Source organism: Chryseobacterium sp. MEBOG07, assembly GCF_021869745.1.
Classification (GTDB): Bacteria; Bacteroidota; Bacteroidia; order Flavobacteriales; family Weeksellaceae; genus Chryseobacterium; species Chryseobacterium viscerum.
The window spans coordinates 787864-811535 of sequence record NZ_CP084579.1; the positions used below are offsets into that span (position 1 = coordinate 787864).

Sequence of the window (23672 nt, forward strand, 5' to 3'; positions counted from 1 at the left end):
TTTTTGCAGAATATTTTTACAGACATGCAAAAAGCTTTGATGTACTTCGCATTGGGAACAGTAGTAAGCTTCCTGATCAATTATTTCTTTATAAGTTCAGAGAATATCGGACTGGATATTTATTATGCTTTTGCCTTTGGCTCTGCCTGGGGAATTGCTTATTATCTGGATACTCCTAATTTTACACTGCCTAAGAAATTAGGTCTTTCATTTTTAGCAATGGGAATTCTGGTTCTTATAGGAGCCTTGATTTTTAAACTAGAACTGGCGATTCCTTCTATCCTGAAATTTTCAACGGTTTTTGTCGCCTATTATCTATTTGCAAGCTTTAGGGCAAGCAAGTCGTTAAGAAAATAATAATAAATAAAATAAATAAGGCTGTCAAATGTGACAGCCTTATTTATTATTAGTGGATCATCAGGAAACTTACCAGGGCAAGGCCGACAACCAAAATCATAAATGCCATAAAATTAATGGTCAGTAAGGCCATACCAATGATCATACTTACTAATCCATGGGAATGGTAAACCCGGCGGTGGGCGATAAAGAAATATCCTATGCTGTATATTGACAGTGATATTATTATTAAATACAAGAATATATTAATCAGCCCAATGCTTGTAAGATCTACCAGTTTTGCGAGTAGGAATATAAATAGAATAGTCAGTAATAGGAATGAGAAATAATGCAGTGTAAAAATTCCGTGATCGAAATACCACCATTTTTTCTTATTGTGAAAAATCCATAAAAAGAATGCAAACAGCGGAAGATAGATGAAAAGTGCCTTTGGCATGTTATGGAAAGATTTTTCCGCCAAATTTTTAAAGATTTCTGCTTTTGTAAGACCATTTTCCTTTAGTTCGAAGAACTTGTGAGCTAATGGAGTTTGTATAAAATCCAAAGCTGATGGATCTTTAGCCGTTGCAGAGTCGTAGGACTTTTTTGTTCTATATCCTCCAAAATTGACATCTGCATCGATTTTCTTATTCATTTCAAAGGTTTCTTTGAGATCGTTTATCTTAACAGAATCAGATAATAATGTATTAATTTTTTTAATCGTTGCAGAATCTCCCTGACTTGGATTTTTTTCCGCTTTTATACTGTCGAGTATTTTCTGCGTCTCTGCCACTTTTATTTTATCGAAAAAACTTGGTGTATTGTGATTTCCTGAATCTCTATCATCTGATAAATTAATATTGATCATCGGAAAAAGAGCAAACATGAAAAAAGTAATGAAACTGACAAAAATATAGAGTTTTACAGGAGGAACGAATTGCTGTCTCTTGCCTTCCAGATAAGTATTGGTAAGTTTTCCGGGTTTAAAAATTAGATTTTTCAAGGTTCCCCAAAATTGTCCGTCATAATGGGTGAAATCTTCAATAAAGTGGGTGAAGAGATAGTAGAAAGGCTGTCTTCGTTCAGTGTTTTCCTGCCCACAATGGGGGCAAAACCTTTCTTCAACCTGGTGCCCGCAGTTCAGACAGGTTTTATCATCTCTTAGTTTTCCGTGGCTCATGAATTATTAATATGATTGATACAAATATAATTATTTCAATGAAACTGTAGTTGTATTGATGTGTTTTACGGAAATCTTTAAAGTAAATTTAATAAAAGAAAGAGTTGAGGGAATAAACTCTTTGCTTTGTCATGTGTGTTTTTAGAATCTTCTAAGCGTTTTTTTCATCGCCACAACATTTTCAAGATTTATGCCAAACGTATTAATAGTGTTAAAATCTATTAAAGGTCAGCACTATAGCAGATATTCTATAGATTAAATAAAATATGTTTTTGGGATACAAAAATAATTTGTACCTTTGCACACCCTTTTAGGGGTAAATTATGTTTAATCTTTAACTAAAACGTGTGAATACATTAAGTTACAAAACTGTTTCAGCGAACAAAGCTACTGCTAATAAAGAATGGGTTGTGGTAGACGCTGAAGGACAGCCGTTAGGAAGACTAGCTTCTACGGTTGCAAAGATTTTGAGAGGTAAGCACAAAACGAACTTTACACCTCACGTAGATTGTGGTGATAACGTGATCGTTTTGAATGCTGGGAAAATTACGCTTTCCGGAAATAAGTGGGCTGATAAGACTTACATCTGGCATACAGGTTATCCTGGTGGACAGAAGTCTATGACTGCGGCTGAACTTCAAAAGAAAGATTCTTTAAAGGTATTAGAGAAATCTGTAAAAGGTATGTTACCTAAAAACAGATTGGGAGCTGCTATCCTTAAGAACCTTTATTTATATGAAGGAACTGAGCACAAACATGAAGCTCAACAGCCTAAAACAATTAATGTTAACGAATTTAAATAATTAATTATGTCTATAGTTCACAAAATCGGAAGAAGAAAAACTTCTGTAGCAAGAGTTTATGTAAGACCAGGTTCTGGTGTTATTACAGTAAACGGTAAAGAAGCTGCAACTTATTTCTCTACAGACGTGATGGTTTACAAACTAAACCAACCGTTTATCCTTTCTGAGACTGTTGGTCAGTACGACGTTACCGTAAATGTTTTCGGTGGTGGAAATACAGGTCAGGCAGAAGCTATCAGATTAGGTATTTCAAGAGCTTTATGCGAGATCAACGCTGAGTTCAGATTAGCATTAAAGCCTGCTGGTTTACTTACAAGAGACGCAAGAATGGTGGAAAGAAAGAAGCCAGGTCAGAAAAAAGCAAGAAAGAGATTCCAATTCTCAAAACGTTAATTTTCAGACTTCAGATACAAGATCTCAGATTTCAGAATTTATTCGGTCTGTTGTCTTATATCTAAATCTATTTATCAAAACAAAAAAATTGCCCGTTACGTTTAGCATCCAAACGCTTCTCCCATCTAAAGAAGTTGTTGATTGTTTAAAAGACGGAAAGTAAACTAACAAAAACAGAAAACATGGCAAAAGCAAATGTAAAAGACCTTCTAGAGGCTGGTGTACACTTCGGTCACATGACTAGAAAGTGGAATCCAAATATGGCTCCATACATTTTTATGGAGAAAAATGGTATTCACATTGTAGACTTACATAAAACAGCAGTTAAGTTGGATGAAGCGTGCAGCGCTTTAGAAAAATTAACTTCTGCAGGTAAAAAAGTTCTTTTCGTAGCTACTAAGAAGCAAGCGAAAGAAGTTGTTGCAAAACACGCTTCTGAACTTAATATGCCTTATATTACAGAAAGATGGCCAGGTGGTATGTTGACGAACTTCGTTACTATCAGAAAGGCTGTAAAGAAGATGAACTCTATCGACAAAATGAAAAAAGACGGTACGTTCGAAACTTTATCTAAAAAAGAAAGATTACAAGTTGACAGACAAAGAGCTAACTTAGAGAAAAACTTAGGTTCTATCTCTGACATGGTTAGACTTCCTTCTGCAATCTTTGTAGTTGATATCTTAAGAGAACACATCGCAGTAACTGAAGCTAAGAAATTAGGTATTCCAGTTTTTGGTATTGTTGATACAAACTCTGATCCTAGAAAAGTAGACTTCGTTATCCCTGGAAACGATGATGCTTCTAAATCTATCGATATGATCTTGAGCGTTGTTTCTGATTCTATCAAAGAAGGTCAGTCTCAAAGAAAAGCTGATAAAGAAAAATCTAAAGAAGAAGGAGAAAAAGTATCTGCTGATACAGATGCTGATTTCGATGCAGAATAATTAAAGATTTTCTTTAATATAGGAAAAACGCTGGATTTAGGTCCAGCGTTTTTTTATTGTTTATACCAAGAACTATTTCTTAAATCCTACTGGGTCCTATAGATCTGAATCTGTGCTGGGTATCCATGTTGCGTTATCAAGCATTTACAGACTGTTTGCTTGTTCTTTTATCCTTGAGTTTAGAAAGTCCAAAGGATAATCTATTTAGAGGTTGTGGGCTGCCTATTAAATTTCTTATGACTAATGCTTCTTTAAAAAGAAAAACCCACAGAATCCTGCGGGTTATATTTTTTATTTTGAAAGTTTTATAGAATAGGAGGTGGTTACAAATTTTGTACTCTGATAAGTGGAGTTGCAGACAACTCCGGATAACCTGTAGTTTTGATTTTTTGGAACCATTGTATATCCTGTCTTTCCAGCACCTATAGGGATTTTCTTGAAGAAATTGTTCCCGCTTACAGTAAGTACCATATTACAGGGAGATTTGTTTTCTACCGAAATAGAGGTCTTAGGATTCTTGGGATCATCACTGTTGAGGAGATCATTAAGAACTTCGGCTGTTTCTGGCTTATAACCCTTAATAAGCTCGTTATATTCTCTTTCTGTATTGGCTGTGTTACCTGAATTATTCGTAGGGTAAGATGTTCTTACCGGGTAACCTCCATAATTTACATTACAGCTGGTAAGAATCATTGAAATTCCGGTAAAAACGAATAGTTTTTTCATCCTATTTTATTTTTTGGTCTCTCCTTTTTCGAAGTTTTTTTTCCGGTTCATTACTGGTAGATTTCAGTTCTGTCTCAGCCTGTCCCGGATTACCTATCGTTACAAATATACTTTTTTTAATGTCTTTCTGTGAAATGTATTTCATATCACAGATATTACTGTTGAGCGTATAGGAACCCTTATTGAGTACAATAAAATTTTCTCCGCGGGCAGGAACGGCAAGATTGTAATAATCTTTTCCTTCAATTCGCAGTACGATATTGCAGTCCGAATTATTTTTGAATAAGAGGATCGCTTCCTTACGGGTAATATCTTCATTGAACATTGCATTCAAAAGTTTTGCTGCTTTATCCTTGTGTTCAGCAGATGTTTCAGTGATGAGTTTTTTAAACTCTTCAGCATCGTCTGAATTTGGGTTTCTCATAATGCTTTTAGGAATGTCAGAGATTACAGGCCTTGCTTCCATAGGTTTGGCTGTACGGGCTCCTTTTGTCCATTCTGCATTTTTTAAAGCGATCAGCTTTGGTTTTAGCACGCTTTTCTTAGGATCGTCAGGGTGTGCGTTCTTAAGGTATTCTTCAATTTCTTTGATGTTTGTGTTTTTTAGAATGTCTTTATTGCTTTTTTGGGCATTGGTAAAGACGGGTAGTAAAAAAGTGAAGAATAAAATCGTTGAAAATTTTTTTTTCATCAAGCTTGTTTATTTCATCAGCTTATCCGGAATTTAATATAAGTAATTGTTTTTCCTTTAGCCGAGAATAGCTCTTCATAATACGTTTTGATGTCTCTCAAATGCTCCGTATTAGGATCGTATTCAGGTGCCCCATAGATATCGTGGTGCGCGCTAATGATTTCATAGCCTGCCCCCTGTAAATATCCCAGTGTATACCCATGCAGAAATTCTGAATCAGTTTTCAGGTGAATGATACCTCCTGGCTTCAGGAACTTTTTATATCGGTTTAAAAAATCCGGATGTGTTAATCTGTGTTTTGTTCTTTTATATTTTATTTGTGGATCCGGGAACGTAATCCATATTTCATCTACTTCATTTTCAGCAAAAAAATAATCAACGAGTTCGATCTGAGTTCTTAGAAAAGCTACATTATTCATGTTACTTTCTACAGCTTCTTTGGCACCAAACCAGAATCTAGCCCCTTTAATATCAACTCCTATAAAATTCTTTTCAGGAAATGTTTTGGCAAGTCCTACAGAATATTCTCCTTTTCCACAGCCTAATTCCAATACAATCGGATTCTCATTTTTAAAGAAATTGTCTCTCCATTTTCCTTTAAGATCGAAACCTTCTAAGGCCTCTTCTCTTGTAGGTTGTATTACATTCGGTAATATTTTGTTTTCTGTAAATCTTGCTAATTTATTCTTGCCCATTGAGTTATAAAATGAGTGCAAAAATACTAAAAATTTATGGAGAATCTCTGTCTTTTGGAGGTAAAAGACAGAGAACTAATTCGTTTAAGATTGAGATTATTGGCTTCCCAAAGCGACCATAATGGCTCTTTGTATTGTTTTTTGTGAGGCATATTGTGCTCCGCAAACCAAACTTGAGAAAAGATACTGTCCTTTTTCTATGACAATGGAACCTTCACCCTGGGCAGGTACCGCCAGCCTGTATTTGGTAGTGCCCACACCTTCCATTCTAACAATGATATTACAGTCTGATTTATTTTGAATCATGACAATACACTCTTTAGTATTAGGATCATTATCAAATAAAGAATTGAGGATTTTTACTGTTTTGTTTTTATGTTCTACAGGAGAGACAGCCATCAGCATGTTGAATTCTTCTGCTTCAGCATTGGGAACTGCAGTATTTGCAGTTGTATTGACAACATAGGTATTCTGAGCAGAGCTTGGAGTATAAACAGTAGTAGGTTGTTTCGCTGCCAGCTCAGCTTTATACTTTGCAATTTGTTTTTGTTTGATGATCGCATTCATTTCATCAAAGGTGATCTTTGTAGAAGGTCTTCTTCTCAGCATAGCAAGCATTTCCTGCATGTCTTTTACCTTCTGATCAGCAGGGTGTGCATTTTTGATGTATTCTTTCATCAGGTCCATTACCTTTGGTTTCAGAACAGATCTTCGGGGATCATCTGGATGGGCATCTCTTAAAAATGCATTGATCTCATAGATATTATTACTTTTCAGAATATTACTATAGTCTTTGCCTTTTTTTTGAGCAGACACCATAAAAAGGAACATACAGCCAAGAAGTAAAAGTACTTTTTTCATTAATTAATATTAAATTAGAATTGGTGTTTCTTATTTAATTTACGTTTTGCGCTGGTTAGTTTTTATTTGGATAACGAAATATAAGTATTTTTATTTTAAACACTGATTCGTGAGATAAATTTAAACATATTTTTGAATATTAAAGGAATATATGCTGTGAAAATTGAATAATCTATATTGGGATGTATTGTAGTAAATATCTGAACTGAATTTTTACTGTTTCATAAAAAAATAATCCATGAGCGAAACATGGATTATTGTATAGTCTGATTTATTTTTTATCGGGATTTTTAATTGCTGCTTACAACCTCCTGAAGATGTGAGCTTCTAAGTCTCTTCTGATAGATCGGCAGATATTTTTCAATAGGAATCTTTACTGCTTCAAAGTTACCAGCCAATACATAGGCCTGGATGTTTTCAGAGGTATAAACGAACTGAAGGAAATTATCAATTAAATTCTCAGGAATTTTGAATCTTGTAAAATAGTCTTTTCCTAAATAATTTTTGATCTGGGCAACGGAACTGTTCATTCTTTCGTAAGCCTGATAACGCTGCTTTTTCTTTCTCTCCCCGGAAAGAATATCATAGATGCTTTCAAGGCTGAAGGTCAATCCGCCATCTCGGAGTCCGGCAACAGGGAGTTCCGGTGGAGTTCCGTCACCTTTCGGTTCAGGAAGACCAATGACTTTCTTGAGCGCGTATGCTTTATCTTCTTTTCTTAAAGAATTGACATCATACCGTAGATTTCCCGTAGGTTTGAACCTGCTCAGGACAATTTCCTGAATTTCGTAATAGGCAATTTTAAGCTCAACCAGATTCTTCTGTGCCATCGATTGAGGAGTTAGCTTTATATCTTTTCTTTCAGTAACAATAGAGGTAAACCGGATGACATCTCCAGGGTTAGCCGGAATCTTAAAATTACCATTATAGTCCGTAAGAACGGTTTTTTGTATAGTCAGGTTCGTAACATATACCTGATTGAGATATAAAATAGAGTTGTCTCTCAGAAATACCTCTCCGGAATATATTTGTGCATTCATTTTTGCCAGAAAAACCAATAGCACTAGAGTAAACAGTTTCTTCATATAATGCGCAAAATTACATAGAAATATAGCAATTTTGCCTAATTAGATGATGAATAGTGGTTAAAGTTATATTAAACTTTGGGATTTAATTGTTAAGGACTGTTAGAAAGCTACCATTAACTTAAAAAAATAAAGATTCAAATAAAAAACCGGAAGAAAAGAGCGCTGATTTTTCAGGTATTCTTTCTTCCGGTTTCCTTGTGTTATCTGTGTTTTACCAATAGCCAGCTCGAATATTTTACTGTAAGAGCAGAGCCATATTCCGTCCAGGTGATAAAATACCAGTAGGTGGCTGTAGGAACATATCTTCCACCTATTCTTCCGTCCCAGGTATATCTGTTTTCAGGAGTTCCTCTGAAGACCTCAGCACCATACCTGTCAAAGATCCGGAATACAAGGTTTTCATTGGCCATGAGAGCAGAATAATCTATTCCCTCATTATAACCGTCCCCATTCGGAGTGATGGTATTGATCAGATTAATTATAGCAAATGGTTTTTTGACTTCCTCACACATTTTAGAGTCTCTTACAAATACATTGTGCGCTCCTCTGGGTACATTGTAAAAAATATTGGAACTCTGCCATATCACACCATCCAAAGAATATTCATAAGGTGGTGTGCCTCCGTTTACTCCCACTTTTACTGTTGTTCCATCGATTTCAATAGAAGTAATCACAGGATTTGGCAATTCTGTAACGTTCACATACTGTTTGTAAACACAGCCATTGAAGGTAAGCTCTACCCAATAACTTCCCGGAGCAACATTGGTAATGGAAGGGGTGGTAGCTCCTGTACTCCATAAATACCTTTCGAATCCAGGGCCTGCATCTAATGTAGTGGTTGTCTTTGGACAAATAGCCTTATCTTTTAATACATCCGATTTTTTAGGGATCTTAATATTGATTTTAAGGGTTGCCACTTCCGGACATACTCCATTTTTTTCAAAACGGATATAATACGTTTGAGAGGTTGTAATATTAACAGGTGATGAGACGATATTCACATTGTTCTGAGCATCTGATAAAGTGGCGTGGAATGTGAAAGTAACATTCGGGTCTAATGTAAATTGAGGGATAAACTGTGTTAAATTGACACTTTTTATTCCATCTAAATCATCATCACAAACACTTTCTGTAACAGTTTTGGTGATCAATGGTACTTTAGCTCCAATACTGAACTGCAAAGGTTTGATCACAGCAGCACAGCCGTCCGGAGAATCTACTCTGATGTAAATAGTAGTTGTGGCTGTATAACTCCAGCTGTTAGGAAGCGTATTGATATTTCCTGCGTTGGCGTCTGCCAGGTTTGCATAATACCTTACATTGGTAAAGAAATTAGGATTATTGAGAACAAGAGGAGTGACATTAGAAAGGATAACGGTAACCGTTCCATCCAGATTATCATCACAGAAAATACCATTATAGTTATCCAAAACAATCGCTTTATTGAAAAGAGATAATGTGATTTGCGCTATACTTTTACATCCTATATTGTTTTTGACAACCGCATATATAATTGTACCATTGGGTGCCGTATAAGCTGTTGTATTGGTGATCAATGCTGTTGCATTTTCATTCTGAGCATCCAAAAGAGTAGGGTAATAAGTAATCGTAACAGGTGAATTACTCGTAACGTTTGCTGTAGTGAGGTTAAATGTTCCCTGTCCGTTTATGTCACAGGCAGTTAAGGTCGTATTCATGACAACAAGAGCCTGGATATTAATCGTAATGGTGATCGTTTCACAATCAGGAAAGTCCGGATCATTTCCACAGAATGTATACGTGAATGTGTCCGTTCCTGATGTACCGGGAGTTGTCACGGTATAAGTAATGATTCCTGTGGTTGAATTTACAACTGCAGTACCTAATGCAGGTGCTGTTGTAATCGCTACAGTGCTCGGAGCAGGTATTTGTGATGAACTACTGAAGGCAGGTGTTATCGTCTGTGTAGTACATACATTATAGGCTGCATTGGTCAGTTTTTTACAGTTCAGAATTTTAAGTTGTTGGGTGACTAAAGGCGCGCAGTTACCCATCGTTACAGAACAGGTATAATATCCAGGTAGCGTAGGAGTGAATGAAGAAGCTGTAGCTCCCGGAATAAGTGATCCGTTTCTGTACCATTGATACGTATCATAGATAAGAGGATCTATGGTAAGAACTACCCCAGGAATACATCCGTCACCTGATTTTAAAATAACGGGCTGTGTGGGGAAACCCGCAAAGAAACCTCCGTATCCTACAGCATCAGTTCCAGCAGTGATTCCTGCCATAATGGCTTTGTCTGAAACGACTGTAATGGTTCCCGTCACATTTGGAATTCCATAGGTTACCCAATTGGTGGTTCCTGTCATATTATAAGGACCTGTGATCGCAAGAGGCGTAGCACTGTTTACGGTAACGGTAGCTCCTCTTTCTGTAATAAGGTTGAGTTTTGTAGGGATGTTGAGACCTCCTGAAGGATTCCCATTGGAATGAACAAAATTTTCATTAATAAGTCCTAGTTCATTAATCTGTTTGGGAAGATAGCAGTTCAAAGCCGGAATAAAATTGAATCCTCCGGTAGCTGTTTCATTTCCCATGTTGGAATCTCCTGCTAAAATCTGATAGACATAAGCATTTTTGGATGTTTTTAGATATAAATTATAATGTCCGTTTCCCTGAAGGATATACTTGGAATCTGGTATAACATAATATTTTCCTGCATTGATGGTTGCAATAGGAGGAATTTCATTGTTAACAAAGATCTGGGTATTGTCTTCAGTAGCAATCACCACGGCACCTTCCATATTGGATCCTATAGGTCCGTTCCCTTTTACAAGAGCAAATTCATTCCCCAGTCTGTTGACAGGTACTGCCTGATCCATTAAAATGTCCGAACTGGAAGGGAAGTTTCCGGCATATTGTCCGTTAAAATTTCCATTGGTGATATTGACAGGCTTGTTTGAAATGATTTTTGAACCAATGAAGCCGTCAAAATTTCCTGTTATATCTCCAACACCATCAATAATATAAGACTGTCCTTTGTTTAAGGTGAAAGTCATTGTAGGATTCGTGGCTCCTGTCATTCCGTTGGAAAACTGAACGGTAGGGGTGTATCCGGAAATAGTAACGGTAGTATTATCTTCTGTTGCCAGTACGCTGGTCATGAAATTCAGAATATTGTTGCTCACAGTGATAGGAGCAGAGGCAGCATAGAAGCTGGTTCCTGTAGAAGAAATTCCTTTGGAAGTAATGATCTCAGCATGATTGAATACCGAAAACCTTAAGTTGGCATAAAAAGGAAATTCTGCTTTAAGGTATAATCCTTTGGTGGTAGGAGTAAATAAATCCGTCTGCAGAGTGGTGATAATATAATTTCTTAATACATCGAATTTCTGTGGATTATTTTTACTGATATTCACCGTTCCGATCAGTACGTTATTGTTATAAATACTTACGGGAAAAGGAGTCGTTCTGCTGGTGGATAAATACAGTTTCTGATAAGGATTGGTAGCACTTGTCCTATCCATCATAGGAGCAAACCAATGCTCTCGGTCCAATTGGGCAAAAGCAGAGGTGAAAAAATAAAATATAAATAAAAAAGATAGAATTTTCTTCATTCAGTAGTAGTATTTATCACAAATTTAATAATAAAAAGTATTAAATAGTTGAAAACATAATAAAAAAGCCACGATTTCAAAATCGTGGCTTTTAAAATTTTATGCCTGTAGGATTACTCCCTGTTTTTTACCATAATCCAACCTGTGAATTTTATTGGAGTTTGCTTCGCATTAGGCTCATTCCATCCTACTTCATACCAATAGTTTCCTGTAGGAACTCTTTTGCTGCCGTCTGCGGTTCCATTCCATTTGTACCCGTTGGTTTTGTCTGCCTGAAAGATTTTGCTTCCATATCGGTCAAAAATATTACATACAAGATTGTTTTTAACCGCCAGTGAAGAGTAATCTATCACATCGTTTACTCCATCCTGATTAGGAGTAATGACATTGATCAGATTGGGAATCGTAATATCCACTTTTATAGGTTCACAATTATAACCATCTTTTACATAGATGCTGGCATTTCCCCTCGCAATATTGGTAAATAGATTAGAATCCTGCCAGCTGATATTGTCCATAGAATATTTATAAGGTGGAGTACCTCCTATAACATTCACTGTTACTGTATTGTTTGAGATATCAATATTTGAAATAACGGGCTGTTCCGATGCATATACTTTTACGGTCTGCAGGGTGATGCATTCTCCGGTTTTTAGTTTTACCCAATAGACTCCAACTCCTACATTTTTGATGGTTTGGGTGGTTGCTCCGGTACTCCATTCATAGCTTTTGAATCCTGGACCTGCATCCAGTGTGGTTTTTTCTTCCATACAGATGATTTTGTCTACTAACACATCTGATTTTACAGGAGGGAGAACCACAAGATTTACCATTGCCACTCTATAGCAGCCATTCCCGTTAATTACCTTTATATAAACTACCCCATTAGGAGCGATATAATTAGCAGGGGTCAGAATTTCATTGGTTCCGGCATGGGCATCTGCAAGAGAAGGGTAATATTTCTTGGTAATTCCGGTAGCCAGTGTTACATTGACATTGGTAAGATTGAACAATCCGGTAGCAATATTAGTTTCCAGGAAGCAGGTTCTTATTAAGGCGTCATTGACTACGGGACTTTCCGATATGGTTAAATTTAATGTCACTTCTTCACAATCTGTAAAATCAGGATTGTTTCCACAAAACTTATAAATGATCTTATCCGGACCAATATAACCGTACGTCGGAGCATAGCTTATTACACCAGTAGTCGGATCTAGAACTGCATTCCCATGAGTGGGAGGAGTAATGATTATTACAGTTCCCGGTACTACAGTTTGGGTAGAACTGGAGAATGTAGGTACAATCTGTTTTACTCCATCACATACCGTATCGTTTATGATGGTTTTCTTAAGACATGTGTACACTTTGTACACAGGGGTGAATACCGGCGGGCACGATCCGACTGTAATTTTTACCGTATAGTTTCCTGATTGTGTTGGAGTATAAGAATGGCTTGTTGCACCTGGAATAGGATTATTTTCTTTATACCACTGGTAAGTATCGAAACTGTCATCAACTTCCAGCACAATTCCCGGGATGCACTCACCATTTTGTTTTGCGATAACAGGAATGGAGGAGAATCCTGCAAAATAACCACCATATCCCACTACACCACTACCTCCGGAAATACCGGCAGTAACAGCCTTTGTAGAATTAATGGTCACATTTCCTGTAATATCAGGTACAGAGTAAGAGACCCAGTTTGGAGTTCCTGTTACTGGATAAGGCCCCTGCATTGCTGCTAAAGGAGCTCCGTTTACGGTAACATTAGCGCCAGCTTCTGTAAGAATATTTAGTTTTACGATATGTCCTGTAAGAGTTGTAGAATAAGGAAGGTCTTTGATTTTTCCAATCTCATCAATTTTTCTTGGAAGGTAGCAGTTCAATGGCGGAATATAGTTGAACCCAAGTGTTGCATTACTTGCTCCAACCCCTGCCATCAGCTGGTACACATATACATTTTTTGTTGTTCTGATGTACATGTTGTAATGATTATTCCCTTGGTTGATATAGTTGGTATTATTGATTTTGTTGACCCTGTAACTTTCACCTTCAGCTAATGTTGCCGCTGGCGTTGTTGCATTATTGATATATACCTGGGTGCCTCCTTCAGTAGCTACAATCAAAGCATCTTCCATTCTTCTGCTGATGTCACCGTTTCCTTTTACAACAACAAATTCATTTCCTAATCGGTCTACCGGTACAGATTGGTCCATGATAATATCAGATCCTTGATAAGAACCACCTGCAGCCATTGCGAATTGTCCGTTAAAATTTCCGTTAGTTACCGAGATAGGTTTGTCAGATTCTATTTTGGCGCCAATGAAGGCTTCTTTATTGACTATTTTATCACCTATTCCTTCGATAATATAGGATTGCCCTTTATTTAATGTAAAAGTAAGCGTAGGGTTGGTCACCCCAGTCCATCCGTTGGTAAATGCAACATTGGCAGAATAATTGGAAACGGTCACTTTGGTATTGTCTTCTGTTGCCAGAATTCCGGTGGTGAAATTATACTCGCCGTTGAGTTCTTCTATAGGAGCGGTTACCGCGTAGAACTTTGTCCCAATCCCGGCTTTCCCTTTTGATGTTAATATTTCCCCGTGCTGACTTACTGAGAATCTGTAAGTGACAAAATAAGGTTTTGATCCTTTAGTGTACAAACCTTTATTTCCTGGTGTGAATAGCTCGCCATTGATCGTAGCAACCATTCTATTCAACGGAATATTAAATGTCTGTGGAGATCCTTTACTGATTGTAACGGTACCCAGTATAGTATTGTTACTATAAATGTCTACTGTAAATGGAGTTGCAGAGTCTGTAGAAAAATAAAGGGCCTGCATAGGAGTGACAACTTTGGGAGACCGGGCTGCCATAGGAGCAAACCAATGTTCTGTGTCTCTTTGTGCAAAAAGCATTTGGGTTGCCACAAATAAGAGCAGAAGAATCGATATAATTTTCTTCATATGTATATTTAGTTATAGTTTGTACAAAAATAACAGAATAGTTGATTGGTGATCGAAATATTTTATGATATTCATTATTAATTTAAAAAAATAAGCCACGATCATCAAATCGTGGCTTATAAAATATAGTTTTAAACTAATTATTACTCTCTGTTTTTAACAAGAATCCAACCTGTATATTTTACTGGAGTCTTTTCTTTGTTGGACTCAGTCCAGTTGATGTGATACCAGTAAGTTCCTGTTCCTAGTTTCTTATCAAAGTGCTTACCGTCCCATCTGAAGTTGTTGAATTTATTTCCGGTGAATACCATATTTCCATATCTGTCATATACTACAAATGTTAGGTTGTCTTTATAAGCAAGTTCGCTGTAATCTATATAATCATTTACATTATCTCCATTAGGTGTAATGGCATTTAATAGATTAGGGATTGTAATTTCAACAGAAGTAGGAGTACAGTTATAAAAATCTTTTACATAGAAAGTATGCTGTCCTCTTGTTAAACCTGTGAAAGTACTTGAATCCTGCCAGTTAGCCGTTCCGTCAACTGCATATTTGTAAGGAGCTTTACCTCCGCTTACAATTACTGTTGCTGTATTATTGTTGATCTCAATGGTTTGAATTACCGGATCTTCAACTTTCTTCACTTTTACGGTCTGGGTAAGGAAACATCCGTTCTTACCAAGTACTACAGAATATTCTCCAACGCCTACATCTCTGATCCCTGAAGTGGTAGCACCTGTGCTCCATAGGTATGAATCATATCCAGAACCTGCATCCAGGTTTGTTTTTGCATCCATACAGATATATTGATCTACCAGGATTGGAGATTTTTTGATTGGAAGTACAATTAATTCAATTTTTGCATTCGCTGTACATCCTTCAGCAGTCGTTACTTTCACATATACAAATCCTCCAGTTGAAGGGAAGTTTTCTGGTGTTGTGATTTCATTGATCCCTGCTGTAAGATCGTTTAAAGTACGGTAGTATTTTTTGGTAGCCGCATTATAGTCTGTTACTTTAGCTTTAGTAAGATCAAAATAAGCATAAGGAGCTACATCGTACCAACATGCCTTAATAGAAGTATCCGTTACCGTGAATGGAACTACAGTAAGGTTTAATGTTACCTGCTCGCAGTCTGTAAACTCTACAGAGTTTCCACAGAATTTATAAATAATCTTGTCCGATCCTAAATATCCTGGATTCGGAGTATACGTGATTGTTCCGTTTGGATTAACCACAGCTGTCCCTTTTGTAGGAGGCGTTAAAATTACTACTGTAGTTGGAACTACTGCTTGAGTTGACGAAGTAAACGCAGGCGTAATAATTTTAGTAGAACAAGCATTAAGTGCCTGTGTCGTTTCTTTTAAACAGTTTTGTACTTTATAGATAGGAGTTGTCACTGGAGGACATGTTCCCATCGTTACTTTTACAGTATAATTTCCTGACTGTGTAGGTGTATAAGTATAAGTCGTTGCACCCGAAATAGCTACTCCGTCACGGAACCATTGGTATGTTTCATATCCGTCATCTACTTCAAGAATAATTCCTGGTACACACTCTCCTATTTTTTTAGCAATTACAGGGATTGATGAGAATCCTGCAAAGTAACCACCGTATCCTGCAGAACTGAATCCACCGTTGATACCAGCTGTTACAGCTTTTGTAGAAGTGATTTTAATATTTCCTGTTACTCCGGTAATTCCATACGTTACCCAGTTGGTGTTTCCAGCCAATGGATATGGGCCGTCCGTTGCAGCTGGAGGCGCATCATTTACCAATACTGTTGCCCCTGTCTCTGTTAAGATATTTAATTTTACAATAATATCCTGAACTGCACTGGCTCCACCTGTCCCAATTGGCATTTCATTGATCTTTCCAATTTCATCAATTTTTCTTGGAAGGAAACAGTTCAATGGCGGTATATAGTTGAACCCGTTGGTGGCTTCACTATTACCTACCCCTACGAATTGATATAGATATACGTTTTTGGTTGTTGAAATAAACATATTTGAATGCCCCGAAGTACCTTGAGCCACATAGCTGGTTTCATTGATTCTGAACCATCCTCCGGCAGCAAGTGTTGCCACTGGCATACCACCACCATTTAAGAAGACTTCAGTGTTGTCTTCTGTAGCAATAATAAGTCCTCCTTCCATATTCTGGGTAGGGACAGTAGATCTTGTTTTTACAATAGCAAATGTATTTCCAAGTCTGTCAACCGGTACAGATTGATCCAGAACCGGGTCACTACCAGATGGTGAAGTAGAGAAGTTGGCATTACAACTTCCATTAGTAAGGGTTACAGGTTTGTCTGCTACCACTTTTGCTCCGATAAAACCATTCTTGTTGGCCGACTGAGAGCCTGATCCTGCAAGAATGAAAGATTGTCCTTTCTGCAAGGTAAAGGTATGGGTGTTACCAGGAGGAGTACCATTGATAAAAACGACTCCGGCAGTAGGGTTCCATGATACAGTTACATTAGTATTGTCCTCTGTAGCAAGGATACCTGCTGTAAAGTTCTGAATACTGCTTGTATTGGTATTGGGAGCACTCGCAACGAAAAATGTTTTTCCGATTCCCGCTCTTCCTTTACTGGTAATAACTTCTCCGTGAACACTCTGAGCAAGTCTTAAACTACAATAAAAAGGTTTTAATGCCTTTAAATATAGTCCTTTATTACCCACATTGAATGCTTCTGTAGTTGTACCTGTTGAAATAAGGTTGTTGGCAACCTTGTAGGTTTGCGGGCTACCTTTACTGATGGTAACCGTCGTGACTACAGCATTGTTGTTGTAAATAGTTACATCAAAGGGAGTTGTAGAATCAGTGGAAAGGTATATCATGTTCGTATACCCCCGACACTGTCAAAATAAGGAGCAATCCAATGCTCGCTATCCCTTTGTGCAAAGAGTGTATTAATTGTCAAAAAAATTAATACCAAACTGAGTAGAAATCTTTTCATGTGTATGGAATTAGGATTTCTACAAAATTAAAATAAAAAATGAAATACTTTTAATAAAATTTAAATAAATGTTAAAAAATTATTCCCGATTTTTAATTAAAAGCCATCCTGAATACGAAACTGGTAATTTCGTATCTGGTTCTGTCCATCTGATTATATACCAATATGTTCCCGTAGGAAGGTTTCTTCCATTTGGTTTTCCATCCCATGTATAATTTTTGTCAGAAGACTTATATACAGAGGCTCCGTAGCGGTCTGCAACCTCAATTGTAACGTTCTGTTTGATCCTTAATTCTGAATAATTAAGAACGTCATTTATTCCATCTCCATTCGGGGTGATTGTATTGATAAGGTTAAGAACCAAAAACTCTTTGGTTACGTGACTACATCCATCAGAACCTAATACATATATAGTATGAAGACCTCTTGATAATCCTGTGAAAACATTGGAAGCCTGGTAGTCGAAACCGTTTAATGAATATTTGTAAGGAGCTGTTCCTCCGGTTACAGAAACAGTGGCTGTAGAGCCTACAACATCTATTTTAGTAATAGTAGGTGCTTGTGAATTTGTTACATTTACATACTGACGGTATACACATCCGTTGAATCCAAGATCTACATAATAAGTTCCGGCTCCTACAGAAATATTTTGAGAAGTAGCACCAGTATTCCATAAGTACGAAGTGAATCCAGGACCCGCATCCAGTATTATTTTTTCATTAGAACAGATTACCCGATCATGTAATTGGGTTGATTTTTTAGGCGTTTTAAGAGTAAGAGTTAAAACAGCTGTATTAGGACATGCCGTACTGCTTTGAAATCTTACATAAAAAACACTGCTAAAAGAAGTAAGCGTTTGCGATGCTGCAATAGGATTTAGTCCTGCCTGTGCATTCGCCAGTGAGGTGTAGAATGATAATATTACCCCTGGATCTGTAGTGAATAAAGCTTTATAGTCATTAAGGTTTACTGCTTCAGAACCATTAAGATCATTGTCACAGATATCAGCCTGTCCATTATTTGTAATCAAAGGAATTTTGTTTCCGATGGTGAAATTGATCTGGCCCAAAGCAGGAGGACATTCTCCAACAACACCGGATACTCTTACATAGACAATTGTATTAGCTGTGAAAGTCCAGTTAGCAGGAAGAGTATTGTTGTTTCCAGCATTTGCATCAGCCTGATTCAAATAGTATTTTACAGTGAAGTTCGCAGGATTCGTTACAATTTGTGGGGTTACATTGGTAAAGTTGACATTTACAACTCCATCAAAATTATCATCACAAATCGCAGCATTGAAATTACTTGTATTAAGGTTGGGAGTAGGATAGGTGGTTAATGTGATGGTAGCTGTTTTAGAACATCCGTAAGAGGTTACATTCACATATATTGTTCCCGACTGTCCTGAATAAGACGCTGGATTGGCAATCTGCCCCGTTAAATTAGCATTGGTAAAATAAGTAATCACAGCACCTGGCTCCTGAGTGACAATCGCTGTAGTCAGGTTGAATGTTCCGTTTCCATTGGCTGCTGCACAAGAAGTCAAAGTAGCATTGGTTACCTGGAACACATGAGTGTTGATTATAATTTTAAAATATTCAAAAGCAGCCGGATTTCCGGTTCCCTGGATATAATAAGTGAAAGTATCAGACGTATTTGTCGTAATACCTGCATTAGGAGTATAGGTAATCTGTCCTGTTGTAGGGTTTACAAAAACAGTTCCATTGGTAGGATGTACAATAATGCTGGTATTGGTAGGGTCCACAGCCTGATTGGAATTACTCAATACAGGATTAATGATTTTTGTATTACATGATCCAATATCATAAGTAGTGGTAGTGATAGGCGGACATACTGTATAATCAAATTCTGCAGTAAGTCTGGACTCACAATTGGTTCTGGTAATATAACAAGTATATACTCCCGAACCATACAGATCCGGGTTGATAGACGGTGAAGTAGCTCCGTTAATCAGAGTTCCGTTAAGATACCATTGATAAGCATCATAACCACTTTCTACAGAAAGAAGAACCCCATTATAACAATCTCCCGTTTTCGTAATCACTGGAATAGAAGAGAATCCGGCAAAATATCCTCCATATCCTACAGCTCCGTTTCCGGCAGCAATTCCTGCTGTAACCGGTTTTGTAGAAGCAACAGTTATATTTCCTGTTACACTCGGAATGGAATACGTAACCCAGTTAGGATTTCCCGTCACGGGTGCCGGTCCGGTACCCGCTGCAATTGGGTTTCCATTAATTGTTACTGCAGCACCTGTCTGAGTAATAATATTAAGTCTGGTATTGAAAGTGTCGTTTCCTATTTTATTAATAAATCCAATTTCGTTGATCTCTTTGGGTAAGAAACAACTTAGAGGAGGGATAAAGTTCATTCCGCCTGTCGCGTAAACCGTACCTGAAGATGTTCCCGCAAGAAGCTGATATACATATACATTATTGTTGGCGGAAATACTCATATTGTAATTTCCGTTTACCTGGTTTACATAGTTAGTTCCCTGAACAACATAATATTGTCCCGCATTTAAGGTCACATTATTCAAAAGATTTCCATTTACGGTAAGTTTGGTATTATTTACCGTTGCAATCACTACGGCTGATTCCATTCCTGAATTTGCAGGCCCGTTTCCTTTTACCATTACAAAATCTTTTCCCAGTCTTTCCACAGGAACAGCCTGATCCATAAGAACGTCTACATTCGTATTGTTTTGAGTCGTATAGATGCTGTTGAAGTTTCCGTTGGTAACAGCGATCGGTTTACTGGCAACAATTTTTGCTCCTACCAATCCTGCTAAGTTATTAGGATTAAGATTACTCTGGGCTTCAAGGATGTATGATTTTCCTTTATTGATTGTGAAAGTTCTTGACGGAGCTGAAATACCGTCAGAAAAAACAACACCAGGATTATATCCGGATAAAGTTACAGTAGTATTGTCTTCCGTTGCAGTGACTCCAATAGTAGAGTTCACATAAGGTTTCGCCGTCGTATTAGGAGCCATTCCCACAAAGAAAGTTTTTCCAAGTCCGGCTAATCCTTTTGATGTAATAAATTCCGCCTGGTCCTGCACGGTAAATCTATAGCTGGCAAAGAATTTTTTACTTCCTTTTACATATAATCCCATTGAAGTTGAAGTAAACAACCCGGATGGGGCAGAAGCAATCATCATATTGTTAGGGATGGTTACTTGTGTCGGATTTCCTTTGCTTACCTGAACAGTAGAAATTACATTGTTATTGTTATACACCTGTACAGAAAAGGGAATTGTTTCATTGGTTGAAAGGTAAAGATACCCTTTCGGTGTTCCAAGAAGACTGCTTGCCGACATAGGAGCGATCCAATGCTCAGAATCCAATTGTGCATTAGCAAATAAACAAAGAAAAGAGCAAATAGCCAGTAGAAATTTTTTCATGCGTTATTATATGGGGCCGCAAATTTAAACATTAATAATCAATTTTTTATACAAAAAAAAACTTTGAAATCGCGATTATAGTGTAATTATTGAATATTTAAAACTCTCGTCATATTGTGTTAATAATAACGCCTTTTTAGAATAAAAAAAAATCCCGGTGAACTTCACCGGGATCTCATATTTTTTTAAAAGATGGACTATAAGCTTACTCTTACAAATCCTGTTACTTTTAGGTCTGCATTTACAGATTTTACGTAATCAGCAACTGAGATACTTGAGTCTTTAATAAAGTCTTGGTGTACCAAAGTGTTGTCTTTGTAGAATCTCTGCATTTTACCTTTAAGAATATTGTCGATAATGTTTGCAGGCTTACCTTCTTCAGTAAGTTTGTGTCTTTCGATCTCTAATTCTTTGTCGATAGTCTCCTGAGAAACTCTAGTTTCATCCAAAGCGATTGGGTTCATAGCAGCAACCTGCATAGAAACAGACTTAGCAGCTTCGTCAGATCCGTCTACTTTAGCAGAAAGAGAAGTGATTGCAGCAATTTTGTTTCCAGCGTGGATATAAGCTCCTAAGAAATCTCCTTGGATTCTTTCGAAAGAACCAATCTCGATTTTTTCACCGATAACTCCTGTTTGCTCAATTAATTTGTCAGCAACAGTAAGTCCGTGGAAATCTGTAGCCAAAAGTTCTTCTTTAGTAGCAGCAAAAATTGCCATTTCAGCTAATTCGTAAGCTAGTTCGATGAACGCTTCGTTCTTAGCAACGAAGTCAGTTTCGCAGTTTAGAGAGATTACTACACCTAAAGTGTTGTCCTCGTTTACTCTTGCGATTACTGCACCTTCAGCAGATTCTCTGTCAGCTCTGTTAGCAGCAACTTTTTGTCCTTTTTTTCTAAGGATATCTACCGCTTTTTCGAAGTCTCCTTCAGCTTCAACTAAAGCTTTCTTGCAGTCCATCATACCTGCACCTGTTTGGTTTCTCAATTTTGCTACGTCTGCAGCAGCTGGTGTATAAGACATAATATCTATTATTTTTTTTATTTAAGATTAGTATTAATTTTTAGCTTAAATTTAGAGCAGTGCAAAGATAATGATTTTAATGATAAACTAAAAAATGACTTTTCACGTTATTAATATATTTAATACTATTTTAAAGATTTGATTAATGAAAAAAATCTTATTCCTCCTATTTATATGCATTTTCTCACTTGGTTTTTCCCAGAAAAAGAAAAAAACAAAATCTAAAGCTGTTGTTGAAAAAGAAACTGTAATCATCTATACCGAACAGGAAGCGGAGATTTCAAAAGAGGCAAGAGTAATTGCCGGCTTTTTGAAACAGAATCCGGGACACGCTAAAACAGACTTTTTTAAAAGAAAACTGATTGATATTATTATGGCAGGTAATTCTCCTGAAGCAAAGCCTACTATAAAACCAATCAGTAAAGAGAAAATTGAAAATATCGTAAAGAATAACGAGCTAAACAGCGGTAAAACAGTCGCCGCGAATAAAACCTATACCGCTAATGGTAAGCCTGTTTCTAATAATACAGCTGCAGCTATTGATGCTTTAAAAGCAGAAAGAAGAACGACCTATGCTTCAGTGGGTTCAGCAGGATCTGCGGCGAAGACTGCCGGAACATCTAAATCTGAACCAAGCGAAGAAAATAAAAGAAGGGCAGCCATGTTGACTCATCTCTTTAATAATGACGTCAATAAAAGTGAAGCGTATGTCAATATTAAAAACAGATCATCCTGTAACCTTATTGTAAAGATAAGCGGCAAAAAATATTATAACCTAACTGTTCCTGCAAAAGGAGAAAACTTTATTTTGGTAGATAAAGGTGAATATGTCATGACCACCATGGTGTGTGATGCCAAATATTCTTCTTTAAAGAAGATTGAACAGGATATTGAAATAGCATTGAACGTTGCAGAATAGAACAGAAGAAAACTAAAGAAAAAAGGTTAAGAAGAAATTCTTAACCTTTTTATTTTTATCCTTTAAACTGACCCATCGCAATGAATTTATCTTGTCTCTGGGTTTCAAGCTCCTGTCCTGTAAATTTGGAGAAAGCTTTGATATTTTGTAAAATAGAATTTTTCAAGTTTAAATAAGTTGTCTCCTGGTCATAATGAGCACCTCCAAGCGGTTCCTCAATAATCCCGTCGATGAACTTTTCTCTTAAAGCATCTGCTGGAGTAAGGTTTAACGCATTGGCTGCATCTTCCTTGTGATCCCAGTTTCTCCATAAGATAGAAGAACAGCTTTCAGGTGCGATTACAGTATACCAAGTGTTTTCCAACATATATACTTTATTTCCAACACCTATTCCTAATGCTCCACCACTGGCTCCTTCTCCGATGATGTAAGTGAAGATTGGCGTTTTCAGCTGAACCATTTCAAAAATGTTTCTTGCAATAGCTTCTCCCTGTCCTCTTTCTTCAGCTTCCAATCCTGGATAAGCTCCCGGTGTATCTACTAAAGTTACCACAGGAATATTGAATTTTTCAGCAAGCTTCATTAGTCTTAAAGCTTTTCTGTATCCCTCCGGATTTGGCATTCCAAATCTTCTGTACTGTCTTTCTTTAGTTGTTCTACCTTTTTGAGTCCCTAAGATCATTACTTTTTGACCGTCAAGAGTAATCAATCCTCCAATCATAGCCGGATCATCAGCGAAATTTCTGTCTCCGTGAAGCTCTAAGAAACTGCCTTTATCTGCCATTCCGTGGATGTAGTCTAAGGTATAAGGACGATCTGGATGACGAGACATTTGTACTCTTTGCCAAGGGGTAAGATTTCCATAGATTTCTTTTTTCTTTTCTAAAATCTTGTCCTCAATCTGGCTGCATGCTAATTTTACATCAACACCACTTTCTTCTCCTACTAAAGAACACGTCTGGTATTGATCCATCAATTCTTTGATAGGAAGTTCGAAACTTAAATATTCCATTTCTTGAAGTAAATTAAATCTTTCAAATGTATGAAAAATTATGGT

The 23672-nt window shown here is 37.0% G+C and carries 17 protein-coding genes; 5 read left to right on the plus strand and 12 right to left on the minus strand.

All coding sequences use genetic code 11. From position 1 onward, the window contains the following. Window positions 1–24: 24 nt before the first annotated feature. Window positions 25–357, plus strand: coding sequence for a hypothetical protein (locus LF886_RS03610; RefSeq protein ID WP_124536679.1), 333 nt, complete (start codon window positions 25–27; stop codon window positions 355–357). Between the two features lie 49 nt (window positions 358–406). Here LF886_RS03610 and LF886_RS03615 read toward each other — a convergent pair whose 3' ends face one another. Then, window positions 407–1516, minus strand: coding sequence for a DUF3667 domain-containing protein (locus LF886_RS03615; RefSeq protein WP_236852763.1), 1110 nt, complete (start codon window positions 1514–1516; stop codon window positions 407–409). Between the two features lie 347 nt (window positions 1517–1863). Between LF886_RS03615 and rplM the strand changes: the two genes are divergently transcribed. From rplM to rpsB, 3 genes are all read left to right on the plus strand, one after another. Continuing rightward, window positions 1864–2319, plus strand: a complete 456-nt coding sequence (rplM, locus tag LF886_RS03620) for a 50S ribosomal protein L13 (RefSeq protein WP_027375420.1) — start codon at window positions 1864–1866, stop codon at window positions 2317–2319. Window positions 2320–2325: 6 nt separating this feature from the next. Continuing rightward, window positions 2326–2712, plus strand: a complete 387-nt coding sequence (gene rpsI, locus LF886_RS03625; protein ID WP_076560382.1) for a 30S ribosomal protein S9 — start codon at window positions 2326–2328, stop codon at window positions 2710–2712. 182 nt (window positions 2713–2894) lie between these two features. After that, entirely contained in the window at window positions 2895–3656 is a 762-nt protein-coding gene (gene rpsB, locus LF886_RS03630; protein ID WP_236852764.1) for a 30S ribosomal protein S2, read from the plus strand. Window positions 3657–3947: 291 nt separating this feature from the next. Here rpsB and LF886_RS03635 read toward each other — a convergent pair whose 3' ends face one another. The 10 genes from LF886_RS03635 to tsf all read right to left on the minus strand — a co-directional run bounded on the left by LF886_RS03635 (window position 3948) and on the right by tsf (window position 21696). Beyond that, the gene (locus LF886_RS03635; protein ID WP_236852765.1) at window positions 3948–4382 is read right to left on the minus strand and encodes a DUF6759 domain-containing protein; all 435 of its coding nucleotides are present in this window, start codon (window positions 4380–4382) and stop codon (window positions 3948–3950) included. A 1-nt stretch (window position 4383) separates the two neighbouring features. Beyond that, window positions 4384–5073: a DUF6759 domain-containing protein gene (locus LF886_RS03640; protein WP_236852766.1), complete on the minus strand. Its 690-nt coding sequence runs from the start codon at window positions 5071–5073 to the stop codon at window positions 4384–4386. 17 nt (window positions 5074–5090) lie between these two features. Beyond that, window positions 5091–5768 (minus strand): tRNA (guanosine(46)-N7)-methyltransferase TrmB, encoded by a 678-nt coding sequence (gene trmB, locus LF886_RS03645; RefSeq protein WP_124536608.1) that lies wholly within the window; start codon window positions 5766–5768, stop codon window positions 5091–5093. Window positions 5769–5864: 96 nt separating this feature from the next. Continuing rightward, complete coding sequence (locus LF886_RS03650) at window positions 5865–6629, minus strand: DUF6759 domain-containing protein (protein ID WP_236852767.1); 765 nt, start codon at window positions 6627–6629, stop codon at window positions 5865–5867. A 290-nt stretch (window positions 6630–6919) separates the two neighbouring features. Further along, a complete protein-coding gene (locus tag LF886_RS03655) occupies window positions 6920–7714 on the minus strand; it encodes a hypothetical protein (RefSeq protein WP_236852768.1) in 795 nt (264 codons plus the stop codon). Between the two features lie 203 nt (window positions 7715–7917). Then, window positions 7918–11316, minus strand: a complete 3399-nt coding sequence (locus LF886_RS03660; protein WP_236852769.1) for a T9SS type B sorting domain-containing protein — start codon at window positions 11314–11316, stop codon at window positions 7918–7920. 113 nt (window positions 11317–11429) lie between these two features. After that, entirely contained in the window at window positions 11430–14282 is a 2853-nt protein-coding gene (locus LF886_RS03665; protein ID WP_236852770.1) for a T9SS type B sorting domain-containing protein, read from the minus strand. A 143-nt stretch (window positions 14283–14425) separates the two neighbouring features. Next, the gene (locus tag LF886_RS03670; RefSeq protein ID WP_236852771.1) at window positions 14426–17128 is read right to left on the minus strand and encodes a gliding motility-associated C-terminal domain-containing protein; all 2703 of its coding nucleotides are present in this window, start codon (window positions 17126–17128) and stop codon (window positions 14426–14428) included. Window positions 17129–17326: 198 nt separating this feature from the next. Beyond that, complete coding sequence (locus tag LF886_RS03675; RefSeq protein WP_236852772.1) at window positions 17327–20674, minus strand: gliding motility-associated C-terminal domain-containing protein; 3348 nt, start codon at window positions 20672–20674, stop codon at window positions 17327–17329. Between the two features lie 197 nt (window positions 20675–20871). Next, entirely contained in the window at window positions 20872–21696 is an 825-nt protein-coding gene (tsf, locus tag LF886_RS03680) for a translation elongation factor Ts (RefSeq protein ID WP_109739022.1), read from the minus strand. A gap of 145 nt (window positions 21697–21841) precedes the next feature. On the opposite strand from tsf, the gene LF886_RS03685 reads away from it, so the two are divergent. Beyond that, complete coding sequence (locus tag LF886_RS03685) at window positions 21842–22615, plus strand: DUF6759 domain-containing protein (RefSeq protein ID WP_236852773.1); 774 nt, start codon at window positions 21842–21844, stop codon at window positions 22613–22615. 55 nt (window positions 22616–22670) lie between these two features. Here the strand turns inward: LF886_RS03685 and LF886_RS03690 are convergent, their stop codons facing one another. Then, complete coding sequence (locus LF886_RS03690; RefSeq protein WP_109739023.1) at window positions 22671–23627, minus strand: acetyl-CoA carboxylase carboxyltransferase subunit alpha; 957 nt, start codon at window positions 23625–23627, stop codon at window positions 22671–22673. Between the last annotated feature and the right edge of the window lie 45 nt (window positions 23628–23672).

Coding starts and splice junctions, on each gene's coding strand:
- LF886_RS03610 (WP_124536679.1), top strand. CDS start 25: ATGCAAAAAGCTTTGATGTACTTCGCATTGGGAACAGTAGTAAGCTTC.
- rpsB (WP_236852764.1), top strand. CDS start 2,895: ATGGCAAAAGCAAATGTAAAAGACCTTCTAGAGGCTGGTGTACACTTC.
- trmB (WP_124536608.1), bottom strand. CDS start 5,768: ATGGGCAAGAATAAATTAGCAAGATTTACAGAAAACAAAATATTACCG.
- LF886_RS03675 (WP_236852772.1), bottom strand. CDS start 20,674: ATGAAAAAATTTCTACTGGCTATTTGCTCTTTTCTTTGTTTATTTGCT.
- LF886_RS03690 (WP_109739023.1), bottom strand. CDS start 23,627: ATGGAATATTTAAGTTTCGAACTTCCTATCAAAGAATTGATGGATCAA.
- LF886_RS03615 (WP_236852763.1), bottom strand. CDS start 1,516: ATGAGCCACGGAAAACTAAGAGATGATAAAACCTGTCTGAACTGCGGG.
- LF886_RS03635 (WP_236852765.1), bottom strand. CDS start 4,382: ATGAAAAAACTATTCGTTTTTACCGGAATTTCAATGATTCTTACCAGC.
- LF886_RS03660 (WP_236852769.1), bottom strand. CDS start 11,316: ATGAAGAAAATTCTATCTTTTTTATTTATATTTTATTTTTTCACCTCT.
- tsf (WP_109739022.1), bottom strand. CDS start 21,696: ATGTCTTATACACCAGCTGCTGCAGACGTAGCAAAATTGAGAAACCAA.
- LF886_RS03670 (WP_236852771.1), bottom strand. CDS start 17,128: ATGATATACCTTTCCACTGATTCTACAACTCCCTTTGATGTAACTATT.
- LF886_RS03655 (WP_236852768.1), bottom strand. CDS start 7,714: ATGAAGAAACTGTTTACTCTAGTGCTATTGGTTTTTCTGGCAAAAATG.
- LF886_RS03640 (WP_236852766.1), bottom strand. CDS start 5,073: ATGAAAAAAAAATTTTCAACGATTTTATTCTTCACTTTTTTACTACCC.
- rpsI (WP_076560382.1), top strand. CDS start 2,326: ATGTCTATAGTTCACAAAATCGGAAGAAGAAAAACTTCTGTAGCAAGA.
- LF886_RS03685 (WP_236852773.1), top strand. CDS start 21,842: ATGAAAAAAATCTTATTCCTCCTATTTATATGCATTTTCTCACTTGGT.
- LF886_RS03665 (WP_236852770.1), bottom strand. CDS start 14,282: ATGAAGAAAATTATATCGATTCTTCTGCTCTTATTTGTGGCAACCCAA.
- LF886_RS03650 (WP_236852767.1), bottom strand. CDS start 6,629: ATGAAAAAAGTACTTTTACTTCTTGGCTGTATGTTCCTTTTTATGGTG.